20 protein-coding genes are annotated in these 23,287 nt (G+C 63.4%); 13 read left to right on the top strand and 7 right to left on the bottom strand.

Annotation, left to right across the window (positions count from 1 at the left end):
* Positions 1-5 precede the first annotated feature (5 nt).
* On the top strand, positions 6-2,045 hold the full coding sequence (locus RQH62_RS18010; protein ID WP_311270103.1) for a tetratricopeptide repeat protein: 2,040 nt from the start codon (positions 6-8) through the stop codon (positions 2,043-2,045).
* Positions 2,046-2,090: 45 nt separating this feature from the next.
* On the opposite strand, the gene RQH62_RS18015 is transcribed toward RQH62_RS18010, so the two are convergent.
* Entirely contained in the window at positions 2,091-2,435 is a 345-nt protein-coding gene (locus RQH62_RS18015; RefSeq protein ID WP_311270104.1) for a GntR family transcriptional regulator, read from the bottom strand.
* A gap of 73 nt (positions 2,436-2,508) precedes the next feature.
* Positions 2,509-3,087, bottom strand: a complete 579-nt coding sequence (locus RQH62_RS18020; protein ID WP_311270135.1) for a nitroreductase — start codon at positions 3,085-3,087, stop codon at positions 2,509-2,511.
* 144 nt (positions 3,088-3,231) lie between these two features.
* Here RQH62_RS18020 and RQH62_RS18025 point away from each other — a divergent pair, with 144 nt between their 5' ends.
* From RQH62_RS18025 to RQH62_RS18035, 3 genes are read left to right on the top strand one after another with little or no spacing between them, the layout of a single operon-like run.
* The gene (locus tag RQH62_RS18025) at positions 3,232-4,755 is read left to right on the top strand and encodes a peptide MFS transporter (RefSeq protein ID WP_311270105.1); all 1,524 of its coding nucleotides are present in this window, start codon (positions 3,232-3,234) and stop codon (positions 4,753-4,755) included.
* Positions 4,752-6,149 (top strand): amidohydrolase, encoded by a 1,398-nt coding sequence (locus RQH62_RS18030; RefSeq protein ID WP_311270106.1) that lies wholly within the window; start codon positions 4,752-4,754, stop codon positions 6,147-6,149. Before RQH62_RS18025 ends, RQH62_RS18030 begins: the two co-directional genes overlap by 4 nt.
* Positions 6,149-7,498 carry an amidohydrolase family protein gene (locus RQH62_RS18035; protein ID WP_405053567.1) on the top strand — a complete coding sequence of 450 codons (1,350 nt, stop codon included), beginning with the start codon at positions 6,149-6,151 and terminating at the stop codon, positions 7,496-7,498. Before RQH62_RS18030 ends, RQH62_RS18035 begins: the two co-directional genes overlap by 1 nt.
* Before the next feature lie 252 nt (positions 7,499-7,750).
* Here RQH62_RS18035 and RQH62_RS18040 read toward each other — a convergent pair whose 3' ends face one another.
* The gene (locus RQH62_RS18040; protein ID WP_311270108.1) at positions 7,751-8,248 is read right to left on the bottom strand and encodes an SH3 domain-containing protein; all 498 of its coding nucleotides are present in this window, start codon (positions 8,246-8,248) and stop codon (positions 7,751-7,753) included.
* A gap of 103 nt (positions 8,249-8,351) precedes the next feature.
* Here RQH62_RS18040 and RQH62_RS18045 point away from each other — a divergent pair, with 103 nt between their 5' ends.
* Positions 8,352-9,350: a D-glycerate dehydrogenase gene (locus RQH62_RS18045; RefSeq protein ID WP_311270109.1), complete on the top strand. Its 999-nt coding sequence runs from the start codon at positions 8,352-8,354 to the stop codon at positions 9,348-9,350.
* Positions 9,351-9,462: 112 nt separating this feature from the next.
* Here RQH62_RS18045 and RQH62_RS18050 read toward each other — a convergent pair whose 3' ends face one another.
* On the bottom strand, positions 9,463-9,912 hold the full coding sequence (locus RQH62_RS18050) for a PA2169 family four-helix-bundle protein (RefSeq protein WP_311270110.1): 450 nt from the start codon (positions 9,910-9,912) through the stop codon (positions 9,463-9,465).
* A gap of 168 nt (positions 9,913-10,080) precedes the next feature.
* Here RQH62_RS18050 and RQH62_RS18055 point away from each other — a divergent pair, with 168 nt between their 5' ends.
* From RQH62_RS18055 to RQH62_RS18070, 4 genes are all read left to right on the top strand, one after another.
* On the top strand, positions 10,081-10,266 hold the full coding sequence (locus RQH62_RS18055; RefSeq protein WP_120250451.1) for a DUF1328 domain-containing protein: 186 nt from the start codon (positions 10,081-10,083) through the stop codon (positions 10,264-10,266).
* Between the two features lie 4 nt (positions 10,267-10,270).
* The gene (locus RQH62_RS18060; protein WP_066603497.1) at positions 10,271-10,474 is read left to right on the top strand and encodes a DUF5818 domain-containing protein; all 204 of its coding nucleotides are present in this window, start codon (positions 10,271-10,273) and stop codon (positions 10,472-10,474) included.
* A gap of 54 nt (positions 10,475-10,528) precedes the next feature.
* Positions 10,529-12,289, top strand: coding sequence for a DUF885 domain-containing protein (locus tag RQH62_RS18065; protein ID WP_311270111.1), 1,761 nt, complete (start codon positions 10,529-10,531; stop codon positions 12,287-12,289).
* Positions 12,290-12,507: 218 nt separating this feature from the next.
* Positions 12,508-15,273, top strand: coding sequence for a bifunctional aconitate hydratase 2/2-methylisocitrate dehydratase (locus RQH62_RS18070; protein WP_311270112.1), 2,766 nt, complete (start codon positions 12,508-12,510; stop codon positions 15,271-15,273).
* A gap of 263 nt (positions 15,274-15,536) precedes the next feature.
* On the opposite strand, the gene RQH62_RS18075 is transcribed toward RQH62_RS18070, so the two are convergent.
* Positions 15,537-15,764 (bottom strand): hypothetical protein, encoded by a 228-nt coding sequence (locus RQH62_RS18075; RefSeq protein ID WP_311270113.1) that lies wholly within the window; start codon positions 15,762-15,764, stop codon positions 15,537-15,539.
* A gap of 256 nt (positions 15,765-16,020) precedes the next feature.
* Between RQH62_RS18075 and acnA the strand changes: the two genes are divergently transcribed.
* From acnA to RQH62_RS18090, 3 genes are all read left to right on the top strand, one after another.
* On the top strand, positions 16,021-18,690 hold the full coding sequence (gene acnA, locus RQH62_RS18080) for an aconitate hydratase AcnA (protein ID WP_311270114.1): 2,670 nt from the start codon (positions 16,021-16,023) through the stop codon (positions 18,688-18,690).
* 72 nt (positions 18,691-18,762) lie between these two features.
* Positions 18,763-19,017 carry a hypothetical protein gene (locus RQH62_RS18085; RefSeq protein ID WP_311270115.1) on the top strand — a complete coding sequence of 85 codons (255 nt, stop codon included), beginning with the start codon at positions 18,763-18,765 and terminating at the stop codon, positions 19,015-19,017.
* Positions 19,014-19,676 (top strand): cyclase family protein, encoded by a 663-nt coding sequence (locus RQH62_RS18090; RefSeq protein ID WP_311270116.1) that lies wholly within the window; start codon positions 19,014-19,016, stop codon positions 19,674-19,676. The genes RQH62_RS18085 and RQH62_RS18090 overlap by 4 nt, the downstream gene beginning before the upstream one ends.
* Position 19,677: 1 nt before the next feature.
* Here the strand turns inward: RQH62_RS18090 and RQH62_RS18095 are convergent, their stop codons facing one another.
* A complete protein-coding gene (locus tag RQH62_RS18095; RefSeq protein ID WP_311270117.1) occupies positions 19,678-20,088 on the bottom strand; it encodes a hypothetical protein in 411 nt (136 codons plus the stop codon).
* A 2-nt stretch (positions 20,089-20,090) separates the two neighbouring features.
* Positions 20,091-22,415, bottom strand: coding sequence for a GH92 family glycosyl hydrolase (locus tag RQH62_RS18100; protein WP_311270118.1), 2,325 nt, complete (start codon positions 22,413-22,415; stop codon positions 20,091-20,093).
* Positions 22,416-22,526: 111 nt separating this feature from the next.
* Between RQH62_RS18100 and RQH62_RS18105 the strand changes: the two genes are divergently transcribed.
* A complete protein-coding gene (locus RQH62_RS18105; RefSeq protein WP_311270119.1) occupies positions 22,527-23,228 on the top strand; it encodes a glutamine amidotransferase in 702 nt (233 codons plus the stop codon).
* Positions 23,229-23,287: the final 59 nt, after the last annotated feature.

The raw sequence follows: 23,287 nt of genomic DNA on the forward strand, positions 1-23,287 counted from the left end.
CGCCGATGCGACGGTCCCGTCTGGCCCTGATCGTCGGGGTGGCGTTGCTGGCGCTGGGTGGCGCCGGGCTGCTGCAATGGCGCGCGCATGAAAAGGACGGCAGCGCGGCATTGACGCGCGGTCTGGCGGCGCTGGACAAGGGGGACGCACGCACGGCGCGGGTCGAACTGATGAACGCGATCAAGCGCGATCCGAGGTCGGCGGCGGCCCATGCGGCGCAGGCGCAGGCCTTGGTCGATCTGGGCGACGGGGCGGGCGCGCAGACCGCCGTCGATCGGGCAAGAGCGCTGGGTGGGGCAGCGGCGACGACGCACGCTGTCATGGCGCAGGCTTTGTTGTTGCAGGGCGATATGGACGGGGCGCTGCGTGAAGCCCGCGCCGCCGATCTGCCCCCGGAAGCACGCGTCGCCGCGGAGCGTGTGATTGCCCAGGTGGCTCTGGCGCAGGGCGACCTGCAAGGCGCGCGCGTGGCATTGCAACGGGCTTTGGCGAGCGCGCCCGGTGACCCCGCCAATTGGGTGGAACTGGGCCGGTTGCAGATGGTGGCAGGGGAACAGGCTGGCGCGATTGCGGCGGCGGACCGGGCTGTGGCGCTGGCACCCAATGACGCGAAGGCGCTGACTTTGCGGGGGGAACTGACCCGTGCGCAATATGGGCTGACGGCATCGCTCCCCTGGTTCGAGCGGGCGCTGGCGGCCAATCCCGATTCCGTTACCACACTCGAACAATATGCAGCCACACTGGCCGATGCCGGACAGGCGAGCCGGATGCTGGGGCTGACCCGCCGTCTGCTGGCGCTCGATCCGTCCAATCCGCGGGCGTGGATGATGCAGGCGGTGATGGCGGCGCGGGCGGGGCAGGGCGATCTGGCCCGGAAGCTGCTGGAACGGACCAAGGGGCGGCTGGATGACGAGCCGGCGACCCACTTGCTGCGCGGCGTGCTGCAATTACAGGACGGCAATCCGGTGCTGGCCGCCGAGGCACTGGCGCCGCTGGTCGCGGCCCAGCCGGACAACCGCTCAGCGCGCACGCTGCTGGCGCGGGCGCTCTATGATAATGATGATTTCGCGTCGGCCGCGACGACATTGGCACCCATAGTGGCGCAGCGGGATGCCGATCCTTATGTGTTGACGCTTGGCGCGCGGGTGCAGGAGGCGCTGGGCAACCGGGCGATGGCGGACGACATGCTGGCGCGGGCCAATTGGCCGGTGCGGGCTTCGAGCGATGCTTTTGCCAGTGCGTCGGATAATGGGCTGGCGTCCGGTTCGGGACCGGCCAGCAGCGCGACGGCGCGCGACAATATTCCCTATATCCGTGCGCTGCTCAGCACGGGCCGTAATGGCGATGCGCTGGCGCGGGCGCGGTTGCTCAGTCGAGCCAATCCCGGTGCGCCCGATGCCTGGCTGATCCTGGGCGACACGCTGGGCGCGGCGGATCAACCGCAAGACGCAGCGCGCGCCTATGAGGCGGCCGCCAATATCCGGTTCGATCGGGCGGCGGCGCTGCGGCTGGCCGCTATTTGGACCCGCATCGGCAATCCGGCCCATGCGCGGCAGGTGATGCAATTGTTCCTCAATCAGAATCCCAATGATGTAGAGGCGCAGCGGCTGGCCGCCGACATGGCGATGCAGGCGCAGGACTGGCGGAGCGCGCGGCGGATGTTGCAGGCTGTGCGTGCGCAGATTGGCGATAATGACGCGGTGCTGATGGCCGATATGGCCCGTGCGGCGATGGAGGATGGCGATGGTAGTGCCGCGCGCGCCTATGCCGCGCATGGCTATCGGTTGATGCCCGGCAATCCGGTGATGGCGGACATGTTCGGCTGGGTGTTGCTGCGTACCGGCGAAAAAGGATCAGCCGCCGTCGATCTGCTGGAAAAGGCGGTGGCGCTGGCGCCGGGTGCGCCTGCGCTGCAACTGCATCTGGGGCAGGCTTATGCGGCGGCGGGGCGCAAGGGCGAGGCGAAGCAGGCGTTGAACCGCGCGGCTGCGGCGCGGGGCTTTAGCGGTCGGAAGGATGCGCTGGACGCGCTGGCGGGACTTTAGGGCTAGCGCCCTTCGACAGGCTCGGGACGAACGGATGTGGGCTGATTACGCCTTCGCCAGATCCAGATCGTCGATCCGCAGGCCAAGCCGCCGGATCTGCGCCGCGACCGGCGGCCACACGCTGTCGAGGAAGCGTTCGCGTTCGGCTTCGCGCAGGCGGCGGGTTGCCCCATCGGCTACGAACATGCCGACGCCGCGCTTCACCACGACCAGGCCATCGTCCTGAAAGCTCTGATAGGCCTTGGCCACGGTCAGCGGATTGGCGCCCTGCGCGGCGGCGAAGGCGCGCACCGATGGCAACAACTCGCCATCGGCATAGTCTCCATCGAGGATGGAGGCGGCAATGATCTCACGCAGGCGGAGATAGACGGGTTTGGATTCGTCGGCCATAGTGCATCAGTGCCATAATACAGCCATGCGGGTCAATCCGCAGAGGTTGTTCGGCAATGCTTTGCGGTTATAATTATCTGTCCCAGGTCGATACGATGGCGTCATATTCTGGCCGGGGCCGTTCTTCCTGCGGCTTGCCGGATGTGCCGATGAACACGAAGCCGGCGATTTTTTCACCGTCCTTGCCGAAGGCGTCGCGGACATCGTCGTTGAAGCTGGGCCAGCCGGTCAGCCAGCCGCCGGCAAAGCCCAGTGCGTGCGTGGCGTGGAGCAGGTTCATGATGGCCGCGCCGGCCGACAATTCCTGTTCCCAGACCGGTATCTTGCTGCCCGCGACCGGGGTGGACAGGGCCACCACCAAGGTCGGCGCCTGATGCGCGAACTGGTGCATTGCCTCAATCTCCAGCCGTCCGGCGTCCGGCTTTTCCGCGCGATAGGCGGTTTCCAGCAATTCGGCCAGCGCGGCGCGCTTGTCCTGCGGCACGATCACGAAGCGCCATGGCGCCAGCTTGCCATGATCAGGGGTGCGCAGCGCCACCTCCAATATCTGGCGCAGTTGCGCGTCGTCCGGACCGGGCGCGATCAGGTCGCGCGGCTTGCCGGAGCGGCGGGTCTGGAGCAGGGCGAGCGGGGAGGAGAGGTCGTTGAACATCGTGCCGACAGATGGCGTGCCCAACGCTTCGGCGCAAGGGTTCAGACGCCCTTTTGACAGGGCGGACCGATCCGCTCTAGGTTCGCCCCCATAAGCGGCCCCCAGCATGGCGGGCCGGACACAAGAATAAGCAAAGGGTGCCGAATGGCGACTTCGGACATGATTTCCGCCGAGGCAGGGAAAACCTGGCTCGGCCATCCGCGTGGGCTATATCTGCTTTTTTTCGCGGAAATGTGGGAGCGTTTCTCCTATTACGGGATGCGCGCCATCCTGATCTTCTACCTCACCAAACATTTCCTCTTTGGTGAGGACAAGGCCTATCTCCTCTACGGCGCCTATACCTCGCTGGTCTACATCACGCCGGTCATCGGCGGTTATCTGGCCGACCGGTTTCTGGGGCCGCGCAAGGCGGTGCTGGTCGGCGGTGTGTTCATCGCCATCGGCCATTTCCTCATCGCGATTACCGAAGGGCCGGGCGGGCAAGACCCGCTGTTCCTCAACGGCTTCTATCTGGCATTGGCGTCGATCATCGTGGGCACCGGTTTCCTGAAGGCCAATATCTCCGTGCTGGTGGGCGAACTTTATGCCCGCGACGATCATCGCCGCGATCCCGCCTTCTCCATCTTCTACATGGGGATCAATATGGGCGGGATGCTGGGGCCGATCGTCTGCGGCCTGCTCGGCGAACTGTGGGGCTGGAGTTGGGGTTTCGGCGCGGCTGGCGTCGGTATGCTGGCGGGGCTGGTCATGTTCGTGTGGCTGAAACCCTGGCTGTTGGGTAAGGGCGAACCGCCGGCGCCGCAGCAATTGCGTGCGCGTACGGCCACCGGGCTTAGCCAGGAATGGATCATCTATCTGGCGGCGGCGCTGGGCGTAGCCGCCATCTGGCTGGTCATTCGCTATGCTGAACTGCTGGGTTATGCGCTGTTGGGCTTTTCGGCCCTGACGGTCGTCTATATCCTCTGGCGGACGGTCGGCACGCTGGGCAAAGTCGATCGCGATCGCATGTTTGCAGCGCTCTTCCTGATCGCGCTCAACCCGCTCTTCTGGGGCCTGTTCGAGCAGACCGGATCGTCGCTCAACATCTTCACCGACCGCAATGTCGACCGCAATATGCTGGGTTGGGAAGTGCCGGCCTCGCTGTTCCAGTCGGTCAATTCGGTCTTCATCATCCTGCTCGCGCCGCTCTTTGCGGTGCTGTGGACTTTCCTTGACAAGCGGCGTCTGGAGCCGTCCTCGCCCGCCAAATTCGGTATCGGGCTGGTGCTGTGCGGCGCGGGCTTCCTTGTGCTGGTCGCGGGCGCGGCAATGGCGGGCGAGAATCTCACGCCGGTCATCTTCGTATTCCTGATCTATCTGCTCCACACCATGGCGGAGCTTTGCTTCTCGCCGGTGGGGCTGTCCGCCATGACGCGCCTGTCGGTGTCGTCGATGGTGGGGCTGGTCATGGGCACCTGGTTCCTTGCCATGGCGGCGGGTAATTTCATTGCGGGCCTCATCGCCCGCGCGACGGGGAGCGGCGAGGCGGGTAACGTCACGCAGGTGCTGGACGTCTATACCCGCATCGGCTGGTTCGCGATCGTGGTGGGGGGATTAGTGCTGCTCGTCTCCCCCTATGTGAAGCGGCTGATGCATCTCGATCTGATCGGTTCGGAGGAAAAGGCATGAACATGAGCGGCAGACTGCTGCTGATCGCGGCGTTGCTGGCGGGAACCGCTGGCCCGGTCGCGGCGAAGAAGGAGAAGGAGGCACAGCCCGCTTCGCAGGGGTCTTCGGCTGAGCCCGACAATCCCTATCCTTCCACCTATAAGCCCTATCCGGGGCGGCCGACGGTGATCCGCAATGCCACCATCTTCGACGGAGAAGGTGGGCGCATCGACGGGGGTGTGGTCTTCCTGAGCGAAGGCCGGATCGTCGCGATCGGCGGGCCGGATACGCCGATCCCGGCCGATATCGCGGTGTTCGACGGGACCGGCAAATATGTGACGCCGGGCGTGATCGACATTCACAGCCATCTGGGCGTCTATGCCTCCCCCGGCGTGGATGCGCTGTCGGATGGGAATGAGATGACTTCGCCGGTGACGCCGCATGTGTGGGCCGAACATAGTATCTGGCCGCAAGATCCCGGTTTCGGCCGCGCGCTGGCCAATGGCGGTGTGACGACGCTTCAGATTCTGCCCGGATCGGGCAACCTGTTCGGCGGGCGCAGCGTGACGGTGAAGAATGTCCCCGCCCGCACCCAGCAGGGGATGAAGTTTCCGGGCGCGCCTTATGGCCTGAAAATGGCGTGCGGCGAAAATCCCAAGCGCGTCTATGGCGGCAAGGGACGCGAACCCAGCACCCGCATGGGCAATATGGCGGTCGATCGCCAGACCTGGATCAAGGCGCGCGGATATCAGAAGAAGCGTGCGGCCGGGAAGGACCAGACCCGCGACCTGGGCATGGAGACGCTGGCCGACGTGTTGGAAGGCAAGATCCTGGTCCACAACCATTGCTATCGCGCGGACGAGATGGCCAATGTGATCGATATGTCGAAGGAGTTCGGTTACCGGATCACCGCCTTCCACCATGCGGTCGAAAGCTACAAGATTGCCGATCTGCTGCGCGAGAATGGCATCTGCTCGGCCATGTGGGGCGACTGGTATGGCTTCAAGATGGAAGCCTATGACGGGATCAAGGAGAATGTCCCGCTGGTGCATCAGGCCGGTGCCTGCGCGATCGTGCACAGTGACGATCAGGACGGGATTCAGCGCCTGAATCAGGAAGCCGCCAAGGCTCTGGGCGCGGGGCGGCGCATGGGGATCAATATTTCCGACGAGGCGGCCTGGACCTGGCTCGCCATCAATCCTGCGCGGGCTATGGGCATCGACCAGCAAACCGGCAGCCTGAAGGTCGGCAAGATGGCGGACGTCGTGCTGTGGAATGGCAATCCCTTCAGCACCTATACGCGGCCGGAGAAGGTCTGGGTCGACGGGGCGCTGATGTATGATAGCAGCAATCCCAAGCTGCGGCCGGTGACCGACTTTGAACTGGGCCAGATCGGCGCGGGAGACGTGAAATGATGCAGACCCTTTCTCTCCTTGCGAAGAAGACCGGGGCTTCGACAGGCTCAGCCCGAACGCTGTTGGGGGGGCTGTTGTTCGCCATCTCCACCCCTGCGCTGGCGCAGTCTATCGCGATTACCGGCGCGAAGCTGGCGATCGGGGACGGGTCGGAGCCGATCGAGAATGGCACGGTGGTCATCACCGCCGGCAAGGTCGTCGCGGCCGGGGCGGGTGTGGCCGTTCCTGCCGGGGCCAAGACCGTCGATGCCGGCGGCAAATGGGTGACGCCGGGTATCGTGTCGGGCTTCTCGCGCGTCGGGCTGGCCGAAGTGCCGGGAGTGCGGGAAACCAACGACATGCGCGCGACCAAGTCTCCCTTCTCGGCAGCGATCGACGTGGCGCCGGCGATCAACCCCTTCGCCAACCCGATCGCGATCAGCCGCACCGCTGGCGTGACCCGCGCCGTGGTCGCGCCGGTTGCCGCGACCAGCATTTTTGCCGGGCAGGGCGCGGTAGTCGATTTGGGGGCGGACGTGAATCCGATCACCAAGGCGCGCGCGTTCCAATATGTCGAAATGGGCGAGGCCGGCGCGGATGAGGCCGGGGGGAGCCGCGCGGCAACCGTCCTGACATTCCGCATGATGCTGCGCGAGGCGCAGGAATTTGCCAGGGCGCCGGCCAGCTATGACGGGCGATCGCGGGATGCGTTGCTGAACCGGGTCGATGCCGAGGCGCTGGTGCCGGTGGTGACCGGCACGATGCCGTTGATGGTGCATGTCGAGAGTGCACGCGACATATTGACCGTGCTGTCGCTGCGGCAGGATTTCCCGGCGCTGAAGCTGATCCTGGCGGGGGCGACCGAAGGCTGGATGGTCGCGCCGCAGATCGCGGCGGCCAAGGTGCCGGTTATTACTGCGGGGCTGGAAGACCTGCCATCCAGCTTCGAGAAGCTGGCCGCGACCCAGAGCAATGTGGGCCGGATGGTGAAGGCGGGCGTCAGCGTGTCCATGGGGCTGCTGACCGGCGACGACGCGCTGCAATTGCGCGCGGCGACCCAACAGGCGGGCAATATGGTCGCGTTGACCAAGGTTCCGGGCGCGACCGGGCTGAGCTGGGGGCAGGCGCTGCGCACCATCACGTCGGCCCCGGCCGAGGCGATGGGGCTGGGCGATCGCTTCGGGTCGCTCAAGACCGGCAAGGCGGGTGATGTGGTGATCTGGGACGGCGACCCGCTGGAAATGACGTCGGCGCCGGTCGCGGTGTGGATCGACGGGGTCCAGCAGCCGCTGGAAAATCGCCAGACGAAGCTGCGCGACCGTTATGCCACGCCGACGGAAGGGGCGATGCCCAAGGCGTATGAATGGTAAGAGGGGAAGGGGGCTGAGGCCCCCTTTTCTTTAAACCGAGACAATGCTGAAAGGGCGCGCGACGCCGCATTGAGACAGCGAGTTGGACAGGTATTTGGGCTTTTTGCGTTCAGGCCTGTGCGTAACATCATGTCCTATTCGCGCATGAAAATATCCTACAGGGCGCGGCGCCCGAGCAGCCGATCCGCATTTTAGCTGCGCTGGCCTTACGGCTCCGAGTCAGCAGGTGATTCAACCTGCCTGGAAAACGCTCTATTTGTCGGTCGCGCCCCAGATGTCGCTGGTCTTCACATAGCCGCGCTGGCCCTTCGCATCGAAGGCGCACCAACTGCCCGAACAGTCGCTGAGGCGGCCGACAACGCCGCGTTGGGCACGGAACAGCGCGCGGGCGCCGTCGCTGGCGGATTCGCGTAAAGGGGCTTCTTCGGCGCGGACGATGGCAGTCGGCGTGTCGCTGAGCAGGCGGACGTGCATCCAGCCCTGCGCCCCGTCGGCATCCTCCACCTTGCGCCACAGGCCCAGCACCTGCACCACCTTCACCGGCAGGTCGCGGCGGCGGTAGATCCAGTTGGACGGATAGTCGAGGCTGGGCCCGACGCGCATGCGCGCTTCGTCATGCGAGAGCGATGCCCAATAGGGCGTCTTCTTGGCCGGGCCGGCGAGCGCTGCGCCGCCTGCTGCCAAAGCCGCAGCCACGCCCACGCCCAGCAGCAGACGCTTCAATCCAGACCCATTGCCGATGTCACCCATGATTGTCCCTTACTCCCTGCCGGGGCGCCGCGACAAGCGCTGATCTTGCCCGCCGCGCCATATCCGCTTGACCGGGCGCGCAGGCAGGAATAGCGGCGAGGGCATGGCCAGAAAACCGCGTCCCGCCAAGCCGCGCGTCATCGTCACGCGCCGCCTGCCACCCAATGTGGAGGCGCGCATGGCCGAATTGTTCGACGCCAGCTTCAATGTCGGCGACGTTGCGATGAACCGCACCGAACTGGCGCGGGCGATGGCCCAATGCGATGTGCTGGTCCCCTGTATCAGCGACCAGATCGACGCGAGTCTGATCGAGGGTGCGCCGGAGCGGCTGCAACTGATCGCCAGCTTCGGCAGCGGAGTCGATCATATCGACCTGACGGCGGCGCGGAAGAAGGGCGTCATCGTCACCAATACGCCCGGCGTCCTGACCGAGGATACGGCGGACATGACGATGGCGCTGATCCTGTCTGTGCCCCGGCGACTGGCGGAAGGGGAGAAGCTGGTGCGCACCGGCGAATGGCGCGGCTGGAGCCCGTCAGGCATGCTGGGCCATCGCATCGGCGGCAAGAAGCTGGGGATCATCGGCATGGGGCGCATTGGCCGCGCCGTCGCCCGGCGTGCCCGTGCCTTCGGCTTGTCTATCGCCTATCATAACCGCCACCGCCTGCCCTTCGAGGTCGAGCAGGAACTGGAGGCGGAATGGTATGGCGATCTGGATGGGCTGCTTGGTGCGAGCGATATCGTGTCGATCCATTGTCCGCTCAATGCAGACAGCCGTGGGATGATTGACGCGCGCCGGGTCGCGCTGATGTCGGCGCACGCCTATCTGATCAACACGTCGCGGGCCGAGATTACCGACGAGCAGGCGCTGATCGCGGCGCTGGACGAGGGGCGTATCGCCGGAGCCGGCTTTGACGTCTATACCCATGAGCCGGCGGTGGATGCGCGGCTGCTGGCGCTGTCCAACGTCGTGCTGCTGCCGCATATGGGGTCGGCGACGTTCGAGGGGCGCGATGCGACGGGTGCGCGGGTCATCGCCAATATCCGTACCTGGGTGGACGGCCATCGGCCGCCCAATCAGGTGCTGGAGGGGTGGGTCTGACGGCCTTGACGGAACCGCCTTTCTGTTGAATTTCCTTTATTATCTCCGCCGCAAATCGTCATGCTGAACAGGTGCAGGATGCCGTTGCTTTTAAGAGCAAATCGGTGCGCGGTCACGCCGTGGCGAGTTGGTCCTTGAGGCCGTTCACGACCATATGGCCATGGGCCACGGATTCATGCGCCTGGCGCACGATGGCCTGGGTTTCGACGTCGATCGCCTCATCCTTCAGCACCCGCTCGAATTCCTCGCGCAGATAATCCTCGCCGCGATCGATCGCCTGAATGACGGCCTTGTCGCCGCCGCCCAGCGCCACGAAGATGTCCTCCATACGGCGATGCACGGTGCCGGCCATGGAGCCGAATTCATTAGGCTTGCCGCCCAGTGCACGGCTGCGGGCCTGCAACAGGTCGACGGCTTTGGTGCGTTCGCTCGCCAGATCGCGGAAGAGAATCTGATATTCGGCGGACTTCACCTTGTCGGCGCTATGTTCATAACCCTTCACACTGTCGATCAGGGTCGTGATCAGATCGTCCAGCTTACTGATGGCATGATTGTTCGACATCGCCTTCTCCTTTCGATCCGGTAACAACTGCTGGTCGTTCGGGATTGTTCAATCAAGCGTCTGAAAATCGACCTTAATCCGACATTATCCATCTTCGTGGCGGAGGCGGAACAAGTGGCAGGATCGTCGGTTGAAGCGGCATCACCCTCCCACGGAAGGACGCTTTCCATGATTAAGCTCGCGATCATTTCCCTCGTCATCGCCGCCGTGCTGGCCCTGCTGGGCTTTGGCGGCGCGGCCGGTACTTTCGTCGGCATCGCCAAAATCCTTTTCTTCATCGCTATTGCCGTGTTCGTGCTGTTTCTGGTGCTCGGCGTATTGGCTGGCAAGGGAATCAAGGATGCTATAGACTGACGGCATGACGGAGATTGGCGCTGGAGTGGACGAGACTGGCAGGTTGCTGCGTGACGAGGCCGGTTTCCTGCTCCAGCGTGATCTGGGCGGCAGTTACCGCCTTGTGCTGCTCCGCGTGCCCGTGGATCATGTCGAGAAGCGGGTGCGGGTGCAGGGCTATTATGCCGGCGATGGTATAGTCGAGGCGGAAGGCGTGGCCGCCGCCTGATTGTCGGATCAGGCCCCTTGCCAAAAGGGGCGGGACGCGCGAACCATTGCGTCCATGCGCAAGATTCTTTCTTTCCTCATCGCCGTGTCCGCCCCCGTTCTGGTTCAGGCGCAGACGACTCCACACGACCAGTTGACTAAGGTCATTGATGACCATTGGGCCTGGTATCTGTCGACCCATCCGGTCGAGGCGACGGCGCGGGGCGTGCGCGATTATGACGATCGCATCTATGACATGTCGCTGGCCGCGCGCGATGCGCAGGTGAAGGCCGAGCAGGGCTTCGTCTCGCGGCTGGAGGCGGTGTCGGTGGATCAACTCGACGCCGCTGACCGGGTGAATCGTGACGTGCTGCTGTGGATGCTGCGCGACGATATCGATAGTGACCGGCATCCGGCCGAGCGGCTGATGCTGTTCACCACTTATTATGGCTGGCATCAGGGCTTTTCGGGCATGGCGGACGGCCTGCCTTTCTATAATCGCGCCGATTATGACAGCTATCTCAAGCGGCTGGCGCTTTATCCCAAGCAGAATGGCGATGCGCTCGCAATTACGCGGCAGGCGATCAAGGGCGGCTATGTCCAGCCCTGTTCGGTGCTGCAAAATTATGCCGGGACGATCAGCGGTATTGTCGATGGCAAGCCGGAGGACACGCGCTTCTACGAGCCGTTCAAGCGAGCGAAACCGCGCGATATCAGCAACGCGGACTGGAGCGCGATGCAGGCGCGGGCCGTTACCATCATCCGCGACGTGCTGACGCCGGAATATCGCAAATGGCATGACCTGTTCGTGGCCGACTATCTGCCCAATTGCCGCAAGAACGACAGTGCGTCGGCCCTGCCGGGTGGCGCGGCCTGGTATGCCAGCCGGGTCAAAGCGCATACGACGACCGACCTGACGCCGGACCAGATTCACCAGATCGGGCTGGATGAGGTGGCGCGGATCGGCAAGCGGATGGACGAGATTGCGGCCAAGGCCGGCTATCCCAGTCGCGCTGCCTATATCCAGCATCTGCGCACCGATCCCAGCTATTATGCGAAGACCCCGGAGGAATTGCTGCGCGTCGCGGCGCGGCAGGCGAAGACGATCGACGGGCTGCTGCCGCGCTATTTCGGCACGCTGCCGCGCCTGCCCTATGGGTTGAAGGCGATCCCGGCGGCGGAGGCGGAAGGGACGACGACGGCCTATTATGGGCCGGGTGCGCCGGAGAGCGGCATATCGGGCACCTATTGGGTCAATACGTCGAAGCTGGACCAGCGCCCTTTCTGGGAAGTGCCCGCGCTGACTGCGCATGAGGCGGTGCCGGGCCATCACAACCAGATCGCGTTGCAGCAGGAATTGCCGTTGCCGCCGTTCCGCAAATATCTGGCGGGGTTCACCGCCTATGTGGAGGGGTGGGCGCTCTACACCGAATATCTGGGCGAAGAGATGGGCCTGTACGACACGCCCGAGAAGATGATGGGGCGCCTGTCCTACGAGATGTGGCGGGCCTGTCGGCTGGTGGTCGATACGGGTATCCATGCCAAGGGATGGGACAAGGCGAAGGCGGTCGCTTTCATGAAGGCCAACAGTGCCCTATCGGACGCGAATATCGATGCGGAGGTCAATCGGTACATCAGTTGGCCCGGTCAGGCGCTGGGCTACAAGCTGGGCGAGATCAGGATACGCGCGCTGCGGGCGAAGGCGGAGGCCGCGTTGGGGCCGAAGTTCGACCTGCGGCGCTTCCATGATGCGGTGCTGGCGCAGGGGGCGGTGCCGCTGACCGTGCTGGAAAGCCAGATCGACGGGTGGATCGCGGCGGAGAAGGCGCGGGGATAGCCGTCCTACTTAAGTCCATTCTTTACTCAGAGTAATAGAAAAACCGCGGTTTTCGGCCGATTTGGCCGGTTGGCAGCAACATTTTGCTGCGCTGCGGCGGCTTGCCAATTCGCGTCTCTTGGCGTACCGGGGCGGCGTCAGCTCCCGGACCGGGCATATAAGTCGGCAAGTGGCGCTGCGCGTCGACTCCGTGCACTTTATATGACGTTGGGAACGAGATGAGCATTTACCTGGATTATCTGGCCGAAATCGAAAGCCGTAAGACTCAGGGACTCGCGCCCAAGCCGATCGACGATGGCGCACTGGTGGCAGCCCTCATCACGCTGATCGAGGATGCGGGCAGCGAACATCGCGCCGACGCGCTGCAATTCTTCATCTATAACACGCTGCCCGGCACCACGAGCGCTGCGGGCGTGAAGGCCGACTTCCTCAAGAAGATCGTGCTGGGCGACGTCACCGTCGCGGAAATCACCCCGGCCTTCGCGCTGGAACTGCTGAGCCATATGAAGGGCGGTCCCTCGATCGCCGTGCTGCTCGATATTGCGCTGGGCGATGACGCCGCTCTGGCCAAGCAGGCCGGCGATGTGTTGAAGACCCAGGTGTTCCTGTATGACGCCGACATGTTCCGCCTGCGCGACGCCTATAAGGCGGGCAATGCGGTGGCGAAGGATGTGCTGGAAAGCTACGCCAACGCTGAGTTCTTCGTGAAGCTGCCCGACGTCGAGGGCGAGATCAAGGTCGTGACCTTCATCGCCGGCGAAGGCGATATTTCGACCGACCTGCTGTCGCCGGGCAATCAGGCGCATTCGCGTTCCGACCGCGAACTGCATGGCCAGTGCATGATCTCGCCGGCCGCGCAGCAGGAAATTCAGGCGCTCAAGATCCAGCATCCCGACAAGCGCGTGATGCTGATCGCCGAAAAGGGCACGATGGGCGTCGGCTCGTCGCGCATGTCAGGCGTCAACAATGTGGCGCTGTGGGCCGGCAAGCAGCAGAGCCCCTATGTGCCCTTCGTCAACTATGCGCCGGTCGTCGCGGGCACCAACGGCATTTCGCCGATCTTCGCGACCACCGTGGACGTGACCGGCGGCATCGGCCTCAACCTGAAGAACTGGGTCAAGATGACCGGTCCGGACGGCAAGGTCATTTTGAACAATGACGGCAATCCGGTGCTGGAAGAGGCCTTCTCGGTCGCGACCGGCACGGTGCTGAAGATCGACGTCAAGAACAAGAAGCTGACGGATGAGGCCGGCAACGAACTGGTCGATGTCGCCGCGTCCTTCACGCCGCAGAAGATGGAGTTCATGAAGGCGGGGAGCAGCTATGCCATCGTCTTCGGCAAGAAGCTCCAGACCTTCGCCGCCGAGACGCTGGGTATCGAAGCGCCCAAGGTGTTCGCGCCGAACAAGGAAATCACGGTCGAGGACCAGGGCCTGACCGCCGTGGAAAAGATCTTCAACCGCAACGCCGTGGGCGTGACGCCGGGCAAGGTGCTGCATGCCGGTTCGGACGTGCGCGTGAAGGTGAATATCGTCGGGTCGCAGGACACGACGGGCCTGATGACCGCGCAGGAACTGGAAGCGATGGCGGCCACCGTCATTTCGCCGCTGGTCGATGGCGCCTATCAGTCGGGCTGCCACACGGCATCGGTCTGGGACAAGAAGGCGCAGGCCAACATCCCCAAGCTGATGAGCTTCATGAATAATTTCGGCCTGATCACCGCGCGCGACCCCAAGGGCGTCTATCATGCGATGACCGACGTCATCCACAAGGTGCTGAACGACATCACCGTGGACGATTGGGCGATCATCATCGGCGGCGACAGCCATACCCGCATGTCGAAGGGCGTGGCGTTCGGCGCGGACTCTGGCACGGTTGCGCTGGCGCTGGCGACCGGTGAGGCGACCATGCCGATCCCGCAGTCGGTGAAGGTCACGTTCAAGGGCAAGATGCAGCCCTATATGGACTTCCGCGACGTTGTCCACGCGACGCAGGCGCAGATGCTGCACCAGTTCGGCGGCGAAAATGTGTTCCAGGGCCGCATCATCGAAGTCCATATCGGCACGTTGCTGGCCGACCAGGCCTTCACCTTCACCGACTGGACGGCCGAAATGAAGGCCAAGGCGTCGATCTGCATCTCCGAAGACGCAACGCTGATCGAATCGCTGGAAATCGCCAAGTCGCGCATCCAGATCATGATCGACAAGGGCATGGAAAATGCCGCCGGTACGCTCAAGGGTCTGATCGCTCTGGCCGACAAGCGCATCGCCGAAATCCGCTCGGGTGAGAAGCCGGCGCTGACGCCCGACGCCAATGCGAAATATTTCGCCGAGGTCGTGGTCGATCTGGATGTTATCGACGAACCGATGATTGCCGACCCGGACGTCAACAATGCCGACGTGTCCAAGCGCTACACCCACGACACGATCCGCCCCGTGTCCTATTATGGCGGCACCAAGAAGGTCGATCTGGGCTTCATCGGATCGTGCATGGTGCACAAGGGCGACATGAAGATTCTGGCCCAGATGCTCAAGAACATCGAAGCGACCGAGGGCAAGGTCGAGTTCAAGGCGCCGCTGGTCGTCGCTCCGCCGACCTACAACATCGTCGACGAACTGAAGGCCGAAGGCGACTGGGACGTTCTTCAGAAATATGCCGGGTTCGAGTTCGATGACGTGAACCCCAAGACCAGCAACCGCACCGAATATGAAAATATGCTCTATCTGGAGCGTCCGGGCTGCAACCTGTGCATGGGCAATCAGGAAAAGGCATCGAAGGGCGACACCGTCCTCGCCACCTCGACCCGCCTGTTCCAGGGCCGCGTCGTGGAAGACACCGCCAACAAGAAGGGGGAGTCGCTGCTGGCTTCGACTCCGCTGGTGGTGCTGTCGACCATTCTTGGCCGCACACCGAACATGGACGAGTATCGGAGCGCCGTCACGGGCATCGACCTGACCAAGTTCGCACCGCCCGCCGCGCATTGATCTGCGCCGGGGGCTAAGGCCCTTTGGTGATAAGGCCGCTGCCATGCTGTCCGCTTCATGCGGGGAGTGTGGCGGCGGCCTTGTCGTTTGTGGTTAGAGTTAAAATTGATCCGTTCGCCCTGAGCAGGGACTGAGCTTGTCGAAGTCCCATATCGAAGTGGGCGATCTGCGCTATCCTTCGATACGCCGCTTCGACTTCACCTCTGGTGAAGTTTACCCTGAGCGCCTGCTGCAAGCAGGCAGTCGAAGGGCTCAGCGGCTACTCAGGACGAACGGGTAGGGATGAGGGAATTGGTGGCACCGCCGAACCACGCGCGATGTTGCGATGCAGCAAGGGGCAGGGGGGTGTCGCAATGGGCGCATTCGGCCACTACGCGCCCGACGATCCACTGGTTGCCGCCGCAGTCGGGGCAGTGGGTTTTGCGGCCCTGATAATATTGCGGATTGATAGCAATTATCGCAGGTTCACCGCGCGAAAAAGCTGTGTCCATGACTGTCTTCCCTTTTCTGCCGATGCAACGTTTAAAGGGGCGAAACGTATCCCTACATAAGGGTTTCAGACTGCAATGCCATTTGATTTGAACCGATCAAATGTTATGGCACCGCAGCATCGGGACATATCTGCTTCGACCATGGGTTGGGGCGCTCCCTGCCACCTTGCCGTGCGGTTGTTTATTGCCGTTCGGGGAGCCTCTGGTGGAAACGCGTCATCCCTGGGCCGAGGCCATGCGAGGAGACGCACATCTTATGACCGCAATCGGACAGGATACACTTGGCACGCGCGACACGCTGGATGTCGGTGGCAAGGACATTGGTTATTACTCGCTGAAGAAGGCGGCCGAGAAGCTGGGCGATGTGTCGCGACTGCCTTTTTCGATGAAGGTGTTGCTGGAAAACCTGCTCCGTTTCGAGGATGGCGTCACCGTCACGGTCGAGGATATCCAGGCGATCGTCGACTGGCAGAAGGACAAGGGCAAGGCCGAGCGGGAAATCCAGTATCGGCCGGCACGCGTGCTGCTTCAGGACTTTACCGGTGTGCCCTGCGTGGTCGATCTGGCAGCGATGCGCGACGCAATGAATGCGCTGGGCGCGGACGCCGCCAAGATCAATCCGCAGGTGCCCGTGCATCTGGTGATCGACCATTCGGTGATGGTCGACGAGTTCGGTACGCCCAAGGCGTTCGAGCAGAATATGGAGATCGAATATCAGCGCAATATGGAGCGCTACGATTTTCTGAAATGGGGCAGCAAGAGCCTCGCCAATTTCTACGCCGTGCCGCCGGGCACGGGCATTTGCCATCAGGTCAATCTGGAGAATATCGCGCAGGGCGTGTGGTCTTCGGTCGATGCGGATGGCGCGACGGTCGCCTATCCCGACACCTGCGTCGGCACCGACAGTCATACCACCATGATCAACGGTTTGGGCGTGCTGGGCTGGGGCGTGGGCGGCATCGAGGCGGAGGCAGCGATGCTGGGCCAGCCGGTATCGATGCTGATCCCCGAAGTCGTGGGCTTCAAGTTCACCGGCAACCTCAAGGAAGGCGTGACCGCCACCGACCTCGTCCTCACCTGTACCCAGATGCTGCGCGCGCGTGGCGTGGTGGGGCGGTTCGTGGAATATTTCGGTCCGGGCCTTGGCACCCTGTCGCTGGCGGACCGGGCGACGCTGGCGAACATGGCGCCGGAATATGGCGCGACCTGCGGCTTCTTCGGCATCGACCAGAAGACGCTCGACTATATGCACCTGACCGGGCGCAGCGACGACAATATCGCGCTGGTCGAAGCCTATGCCAAGGAACAGGGTTTCTGGATCGACCCGGACGCGGACCTGATCTTCACCGACACGCTGGAACTGGATCTGGGTACCGTCGTGCCAAGTCTCGCCGGGCCGAAGCGCCCGCAGGACCGCGTCGCGCTGCCGGAGGTCGATGACGTGTTCAATGCCGACATGGCCAAGACCTACAAGAAGGAACAGGCCCGTGTGCCGGTGGAGGGTGAGGCGTTCGATATCGGCGACGGAGACGTCACCATCGCGGCGATCACCAGTTGCACCAACACATCGAATCCCAGCGTGCTGATCGCCGCCGGCCTCGTCGCCAAGAAGGCGAACGAACTGGGCCTGAAGCCCAAGCCCTGGGTCAAGACGAGCCTTGCGCCCGGTAGCCAGGTCGTGACCGATTATCTGGAGAAGGCTGGCTTGCAGTCGCATCTGGATGCCATCGGCTTCAATCTGGTCGGCTATGGCTGCACCACCTGCATCGGCAATTCGGGGCCGCTGGCCGAGCCGATCAGCAAGGCGATCAACGATAATGGGCTGGTCGCGGCGGCCGTGATTTCGGGCAACCGCAATTTCGAAGGGCGCGTGTCGCCGGATGTGCGGGCGAACTTCCTTGCCAGTCCGCCGCTGGTGGTGGCCTATGCGCTTAAGGGCACGGTGATCGAGGATTTTCTGACCACGCCGATCGGCGTCAGCACGGCGGGTAACGACGTGTATCTGAAGGACATCTGGCCGACCAATGACGAGATCGCAACCACCATCGCGGGCGCCGTCGATCGGCCGATGTTTCAGGCGCGCTATGCCAATGTCTACAAGGGCGACGCCCATTGGCAGGCGATCGAGGTGACGGGGTCTGACACGTACAAGTGGCGCGCGGGATCGACCTATGTCGCCAATCCGCCTTATTTCGAGGGGCTGAGCATGACGCCGGCGCCGGTGACGGACATCATCGAGGCGAAGCCGCTGGCGATCTTCGGCGATTCCATCACCACCGACCATATTTCGCCGGCCGGGTCGATCAAGGCATCGTCGCCCGCGGGCAAGTGGCTGTCTGAGCATCAGGTCGCTCAGGCGGACTTCAACAGCTACGGCTCACGGCGTGGCCATCATGAGGTGATGATGCGCGGCACCTTCGCCAATATCCGCATCAAGAATCTGATGCTGGATGGGGTCGAGGGCGGCATGACCCGTTATGAGGGCGAGGTCATGCCGATCTATGACGCGGCCATGGCGCACAAGGCGGATGGCACGCCGCTGGTCGTCATTGGCGGCAAGGAATATGGCACCGGATCGTCGCGCGACTGGGCGGCTAAGGGCACCAATTTGCTGGGCGTTCGCGCGGTGATCGTGGAGAGTTTCGAGCGTATCCACCGGTCCAATCTGGTCGGCATGGGCGTGCTGCCGTTGCAGTTCAAGGATGGCGATACGCGCGATACGCTGGGCCTGACGGGGGACGAGACGTTCACCATTCAGGGCGTCGCGGACCTGAAGCCGCGTCAGGATGTGGAGGTGATCGTGAAGCGGGCCGATGGTTCGACCTTCACCTTCACCGCGCTGTGCCGCATCGATACCGTCAACGAGCTGGATTATTTCCTGAACGGCGGCATCCTGCAATATGTGCTGCGCAAGCTGGCCGCTTGATCGGCTGACGCGCTGAGTTAAGAGAAGAGGGCTTCTTCCGGGTGGGAGGAGCCTTTTTCTTTTGGGGCGGGCATGGCGTTGTTCGTGGAGATTGCCGGCTGGACCGGCGCGTTGCTGGTGCTGGCGGCCTATGTCGGGGTGTCGACCGGGCGCCTGTCGGGCGGATCGGCGACGTTTCAGTGGCTCAATGCGGTCGGTGCCGCCCTGTTCGTGCTCAACACATGGTGGCATGGCGCCTTTCCGTCGATGGTGCTGAATATCATCTGGAGCATCGTCGGCTTCGTCACCCTATGGCGGATCGGCCGCCGGAGATTATCGCCTTCATGACCCGTTTCATCGACCTGAGCCATGCGATCGAACATGGCATGCAGACGTACAAGGGCGTCGCGCCGCCGCATATCTGCGATTACTGGACCCGCGAACAGTCGCGCGCCAACTATGCCGATGGCAGCGCGTTCCAAATGGGGCGGATCGATATGGTGTCCAATACCGGCACCTATCTGGATGCGCCGTTCCACCGGTTCGAGGAGGGCGACGACCTGTCGATGCTGGACCTTGGCCGGCTGGCGAGCCTGCCCGCGATCGTGGTGCGGCGGCCGTTCGAGACGGTGGGGCTGGCGACCGATGCGGCCGATCTGGACGGGATCGACGTGGCGGGGCGGGCGGTACTGGTGCATACCGGCTGGGACCGGCACTGGCGGACTCCCGCCTATTTCGAAGAGCATCCCTTCCTGACCGAGGCGGCGGCGCGGTGGCTGGTGGAGCGGGGCGCGAAGCTGGTCGGGATCGACAGCCATAATATCGACGATACAAGGCCCGGCACCGGGCGGCCGGTGCATCGCGAACTGCTGGGCGCGGGCGTGCTGATTTGCGAGCATATGACCAATTTGGGGGCGCTGCCGGAGGGCGGGTTCGCCTTTACGGCGGTGCCGCCCAAGGTGGTGGGAATGGGAACGTTTCCGGTGCGGGCGTTCGCGATGATTTGAATTACAAGGTCAAGAGGGCGCTACGGAGACGATCAAGTGCTGCCCGCTCGGCGCACCAGAAGTTGAGATAGCTGAACGTAGTTTCGTAATAGATGTCCACGTCATGCCCATCGACATGCGCTACTCCTTCAACGAAATCCTCATATCGTTCCCATGTTGGAAGGGTGATGGCAAATTCCCGATAAGCGTCAGACAGTTTCTCGATCAGCGGGCGGTGCGGCGCTTGGTCATCACCGAGATGGGTGTGAAGGTTCAACTCCCATCCCGGTTCACCATCATTTCGGTAGCGAGACGCGGGCGCGACTCCTGAGAGTGTTCCATAGGCGGTGGCTAAAGGCACGTAGGGAGGAGGCCCTTCGTCATTGGTGACGGATACTCGCCTTTGACCGATCAGCCAATCGAACCAGCCCATGTTTACCGCCCATAACCCGTCATCGAAAACGGCCGTGCCTTCACGCCAGTGGCCCATGTCTTGTTGGGCGTCGCCTGCATGGTGAAGTGGAGGTCGCCGCCGGCGCGGATTTCGGCGTCGGTGATGTAGCTGCGGTCCAGTGGTTTGCCGTTCAGCGTCACCTTGCCGATATAGCGATTGGCGTCCGACAGGCCGTCTGCCGTCACGGTGAAGCGCTTCCCGTTGGGGAGCGCCATGTCGGCGCGGTCCACGAAGGGGCGGCCGATCACATATTCGTTGCTGCCGGGTGCCACCGGATAGAAGCCGAGCGCGGTGAAGACGAGCCAGGCGGACATCTGGCCAAGATCGTCATTGCCGGCGAGGCCGTCGGGCGTGGGCTTATACTGGCTCTCGACGATCTGTTTCAGCCGCTCCTGCGTGCGCCAGGGCTGGCCCGCATAGTTGTAGAGATAGGCGACATGGTGGCTGGGTTCGTTGCCATGGATATATTGGCCGATCAGGCCGGATATATCCTCGGCATGGCTATAGTCGATCTTGCTGTTGTCATAGTCGAACATGGCGTCGAGTTTCGCGACGGTCTTGGCGTCGCCGCCCAGCAGGCGGAACAGACCGGCCTGATCATGGGGCATGAACCAGCTATATTGCCAGGCATTGCCCTCCGTATAATCGGACCCATAGTTGATGGCGGTGGGATCGAAGGGGGTACGGAAGCTGCCGTCCGCCTTGCGCGCGCGCAGGAAGCCGGTTTTGGGATCGAAGCTGTTGCGCCAGTTCTGGGCGCGTTTCTCGAAGCGCTGGGCGGTCGCACTGTCGCCCAACTGGCGGGCGAGGCGGGCGATGGTCCAGTCGTCATAGGCATATTCGACCGTTTTGGACGCGGCTTCGGGTTCGCGGTCGATGGGGACGTAGCCGAGCTTCATATAGTCGCCGAGGCCGCCATAGGGGGCATAGTCGGCGCTGGCGACCATGGCTTTGAGCGCGGCGGCGCAGTCGATGCCCCTGATGCCTTTCAGGCAGGCGTCGGCGATCACCGGGACAGCGTGATAGCCGATCATGGTCCAGGTTTCCTTGCCGCCAAACTGCCAGACGGGGAGGATGCCGAAGGGGCTGGTCTTCTGTCCCGCCACCAGCGAGTTCACGAAATCGGCATTCTTCGTTTCGGGCTGGATCAGCGTCAGCAGCGGATGTTCGGCGCGGAATGTGTCCCATAGCGAGAAGGTGGAGTGCATGGTGAAGCCTGCACCGGCATGCACCTGATCGTCGGGACCGCGCCAGCGACCGTCGGCATCGCTCCAGACGCTCGGCGCCATCAGGCTGTGATAGAGGGCGGTATAGATGTTGCGGCGCATGGGGGCGGGGGCGGCGATCTTTATCGCGCCCAGGGCGTCGTTCCAGGCTGTGCGGGTCTTCGCGCGGATCGCGTCGAAATCGCCCGCTTCGCTGGCGAGGTTGGCGATGGCGCCATCTTCGTCCACGCCGGACAGCGCGACTTTCACCTCCAGCGGCTTTGTAAGCTGGCCGAAGTCGAGTTGCGCGACGATGGCGCGGCCCGAGAGGGAGTCGAGCGTTTCGGGGCCACGGCCCGGTCCCTTGAAGCCCTTGTAGAGGACGTCTTTCTCCGTGCTGACGAACTGGTGCCCGGTCAGCGGCGCGGAGAAGCGCATGGCGAAGAAGATGCGGCGCGGGGTGGCCCAGCCGCGGACTTCGCGCGATCCGGTGATGGTGCCATCGGGGCGGACGCGGATGGAGGACCAGAGGATCTTGCCGGGATAGTCATAGATGATCGAGCGCAGGTCGAGCACCAGATGTGCGGCCTTGCCTGCCGGGAAGCTATAGCGGTGGACGCCGGTGCGGGTGCCGGCCGTCAGTTCCGCGCGGACGCCGGGGTCGGTCAGGGTGACGGCATAATAGCCGGCGGATGCTGTTTCGTCGGCCTTGCGGGAGCGGAAGCCCGGTGTCTTGTCGTCGCCGGGCTCCAGTGGGACAGTGTCGCCGCTGACCGGCATGACGAGGAAATCGCCGAGGTCGCTATGGCCCGCGCCGGAGAAATGGGTGTGGGAGAAGCCGAGGATCGTCGGGTCTTCGTGGCGGTAGCCGGCGGCCCAATTATAGGTCTGGCGTGCGGGGCCGACATGGGTGTCGGGCGACAATTGCACCATTCCGAAGGGCGCGACGGCGCCGGGGAAGGTGTGGCCTTCGCCAGAGGTGCCGATGAAGGGATCGACCGCTTCCACCGGGTCATCGCTCGCAGGGGATTGGGCGAGAAGGGCGGTGCCGGCGAGGAGGCTGGCGGCGATGGCCGTGCGGGCGATGCGGAAGGCGTTCATGCACCGCGTTAAATCATGGCTTTTACCATTGTCCAATAGCGTTGATTTGGCGGCATGAAGAAAGGCTGGGGTGGCAGTGGCGCGCGGGATTGTCTAGCGTCCGACTCAGCAATGAAAAGAGCGTTGATCGTCCGTCATGTGCCGCGCGAGGGTGCGGCAGGGTATCTCCAGCCCATAGAGGCCGCTGGTTATCATATCGATCGTATCGATGTGGCCAGTCCCGATTTTGCAGATGTGAACCTGTGCGAGCCTGACCTGCTCATCATGATGGGCGGGCCTATGGGCGTCTATGAGCAGGAACTGCATCCGTGGATTCCGGTGCAGATCGCGAAGCTGGCGGCGCGGCTGTCGGCGGATCGGCCGACGCTGGGCGTGTGCCTGGGCAGCCAGATGATCGCGGCGGCGCTGGGCGCGCAGGTCTATCCGGGCGGGCATATGGAATTAGGCTTTGCGCCGGTGAGTGTGAATGCGGCGGGGGCGGAGTCGCCGCTGCGCCATATCGACGGCGTGCCGGTCCTGCATTGGCATAGCGATACGTTCGATTTGCCGGACAATGTCGAATTGCTGGGATCGACGGCCAAATATGCGCATCAGGCGTTTCGGCGCGGGCGCAATGTGCTGGCGCTGCAATTTCATGCGGAGATGGGAGAAGACCCGCGGTTCGAGGATTGGCTGACGCATTTCTGGGCGGATCTGGATGTGGCGCAGCAATGCGGGATTGCGTTGCGGGCGGATCATGGCCTGCATGGTCCTGTCGCAGTGGCGGCGGGGCGCGCGATGATCGACGAATGGCTGGCGGGGATTGAAGTTTAACCCTTTTCGTCATCCCAGCGAAGGCTGGCATCTCCCTTTCTTTTTTCGGTCTTGGAGAA

The sequence above is a fragment of the Sphingobium sp. WCS2017Hpa-17 genome (assembly GCF_031843765.1).
Lineage (GTDB): Bacteria > Pseudomonadota > Alphaproteobacteria > Sphingomonadales > Sphingomonadaceae > Sphingobium.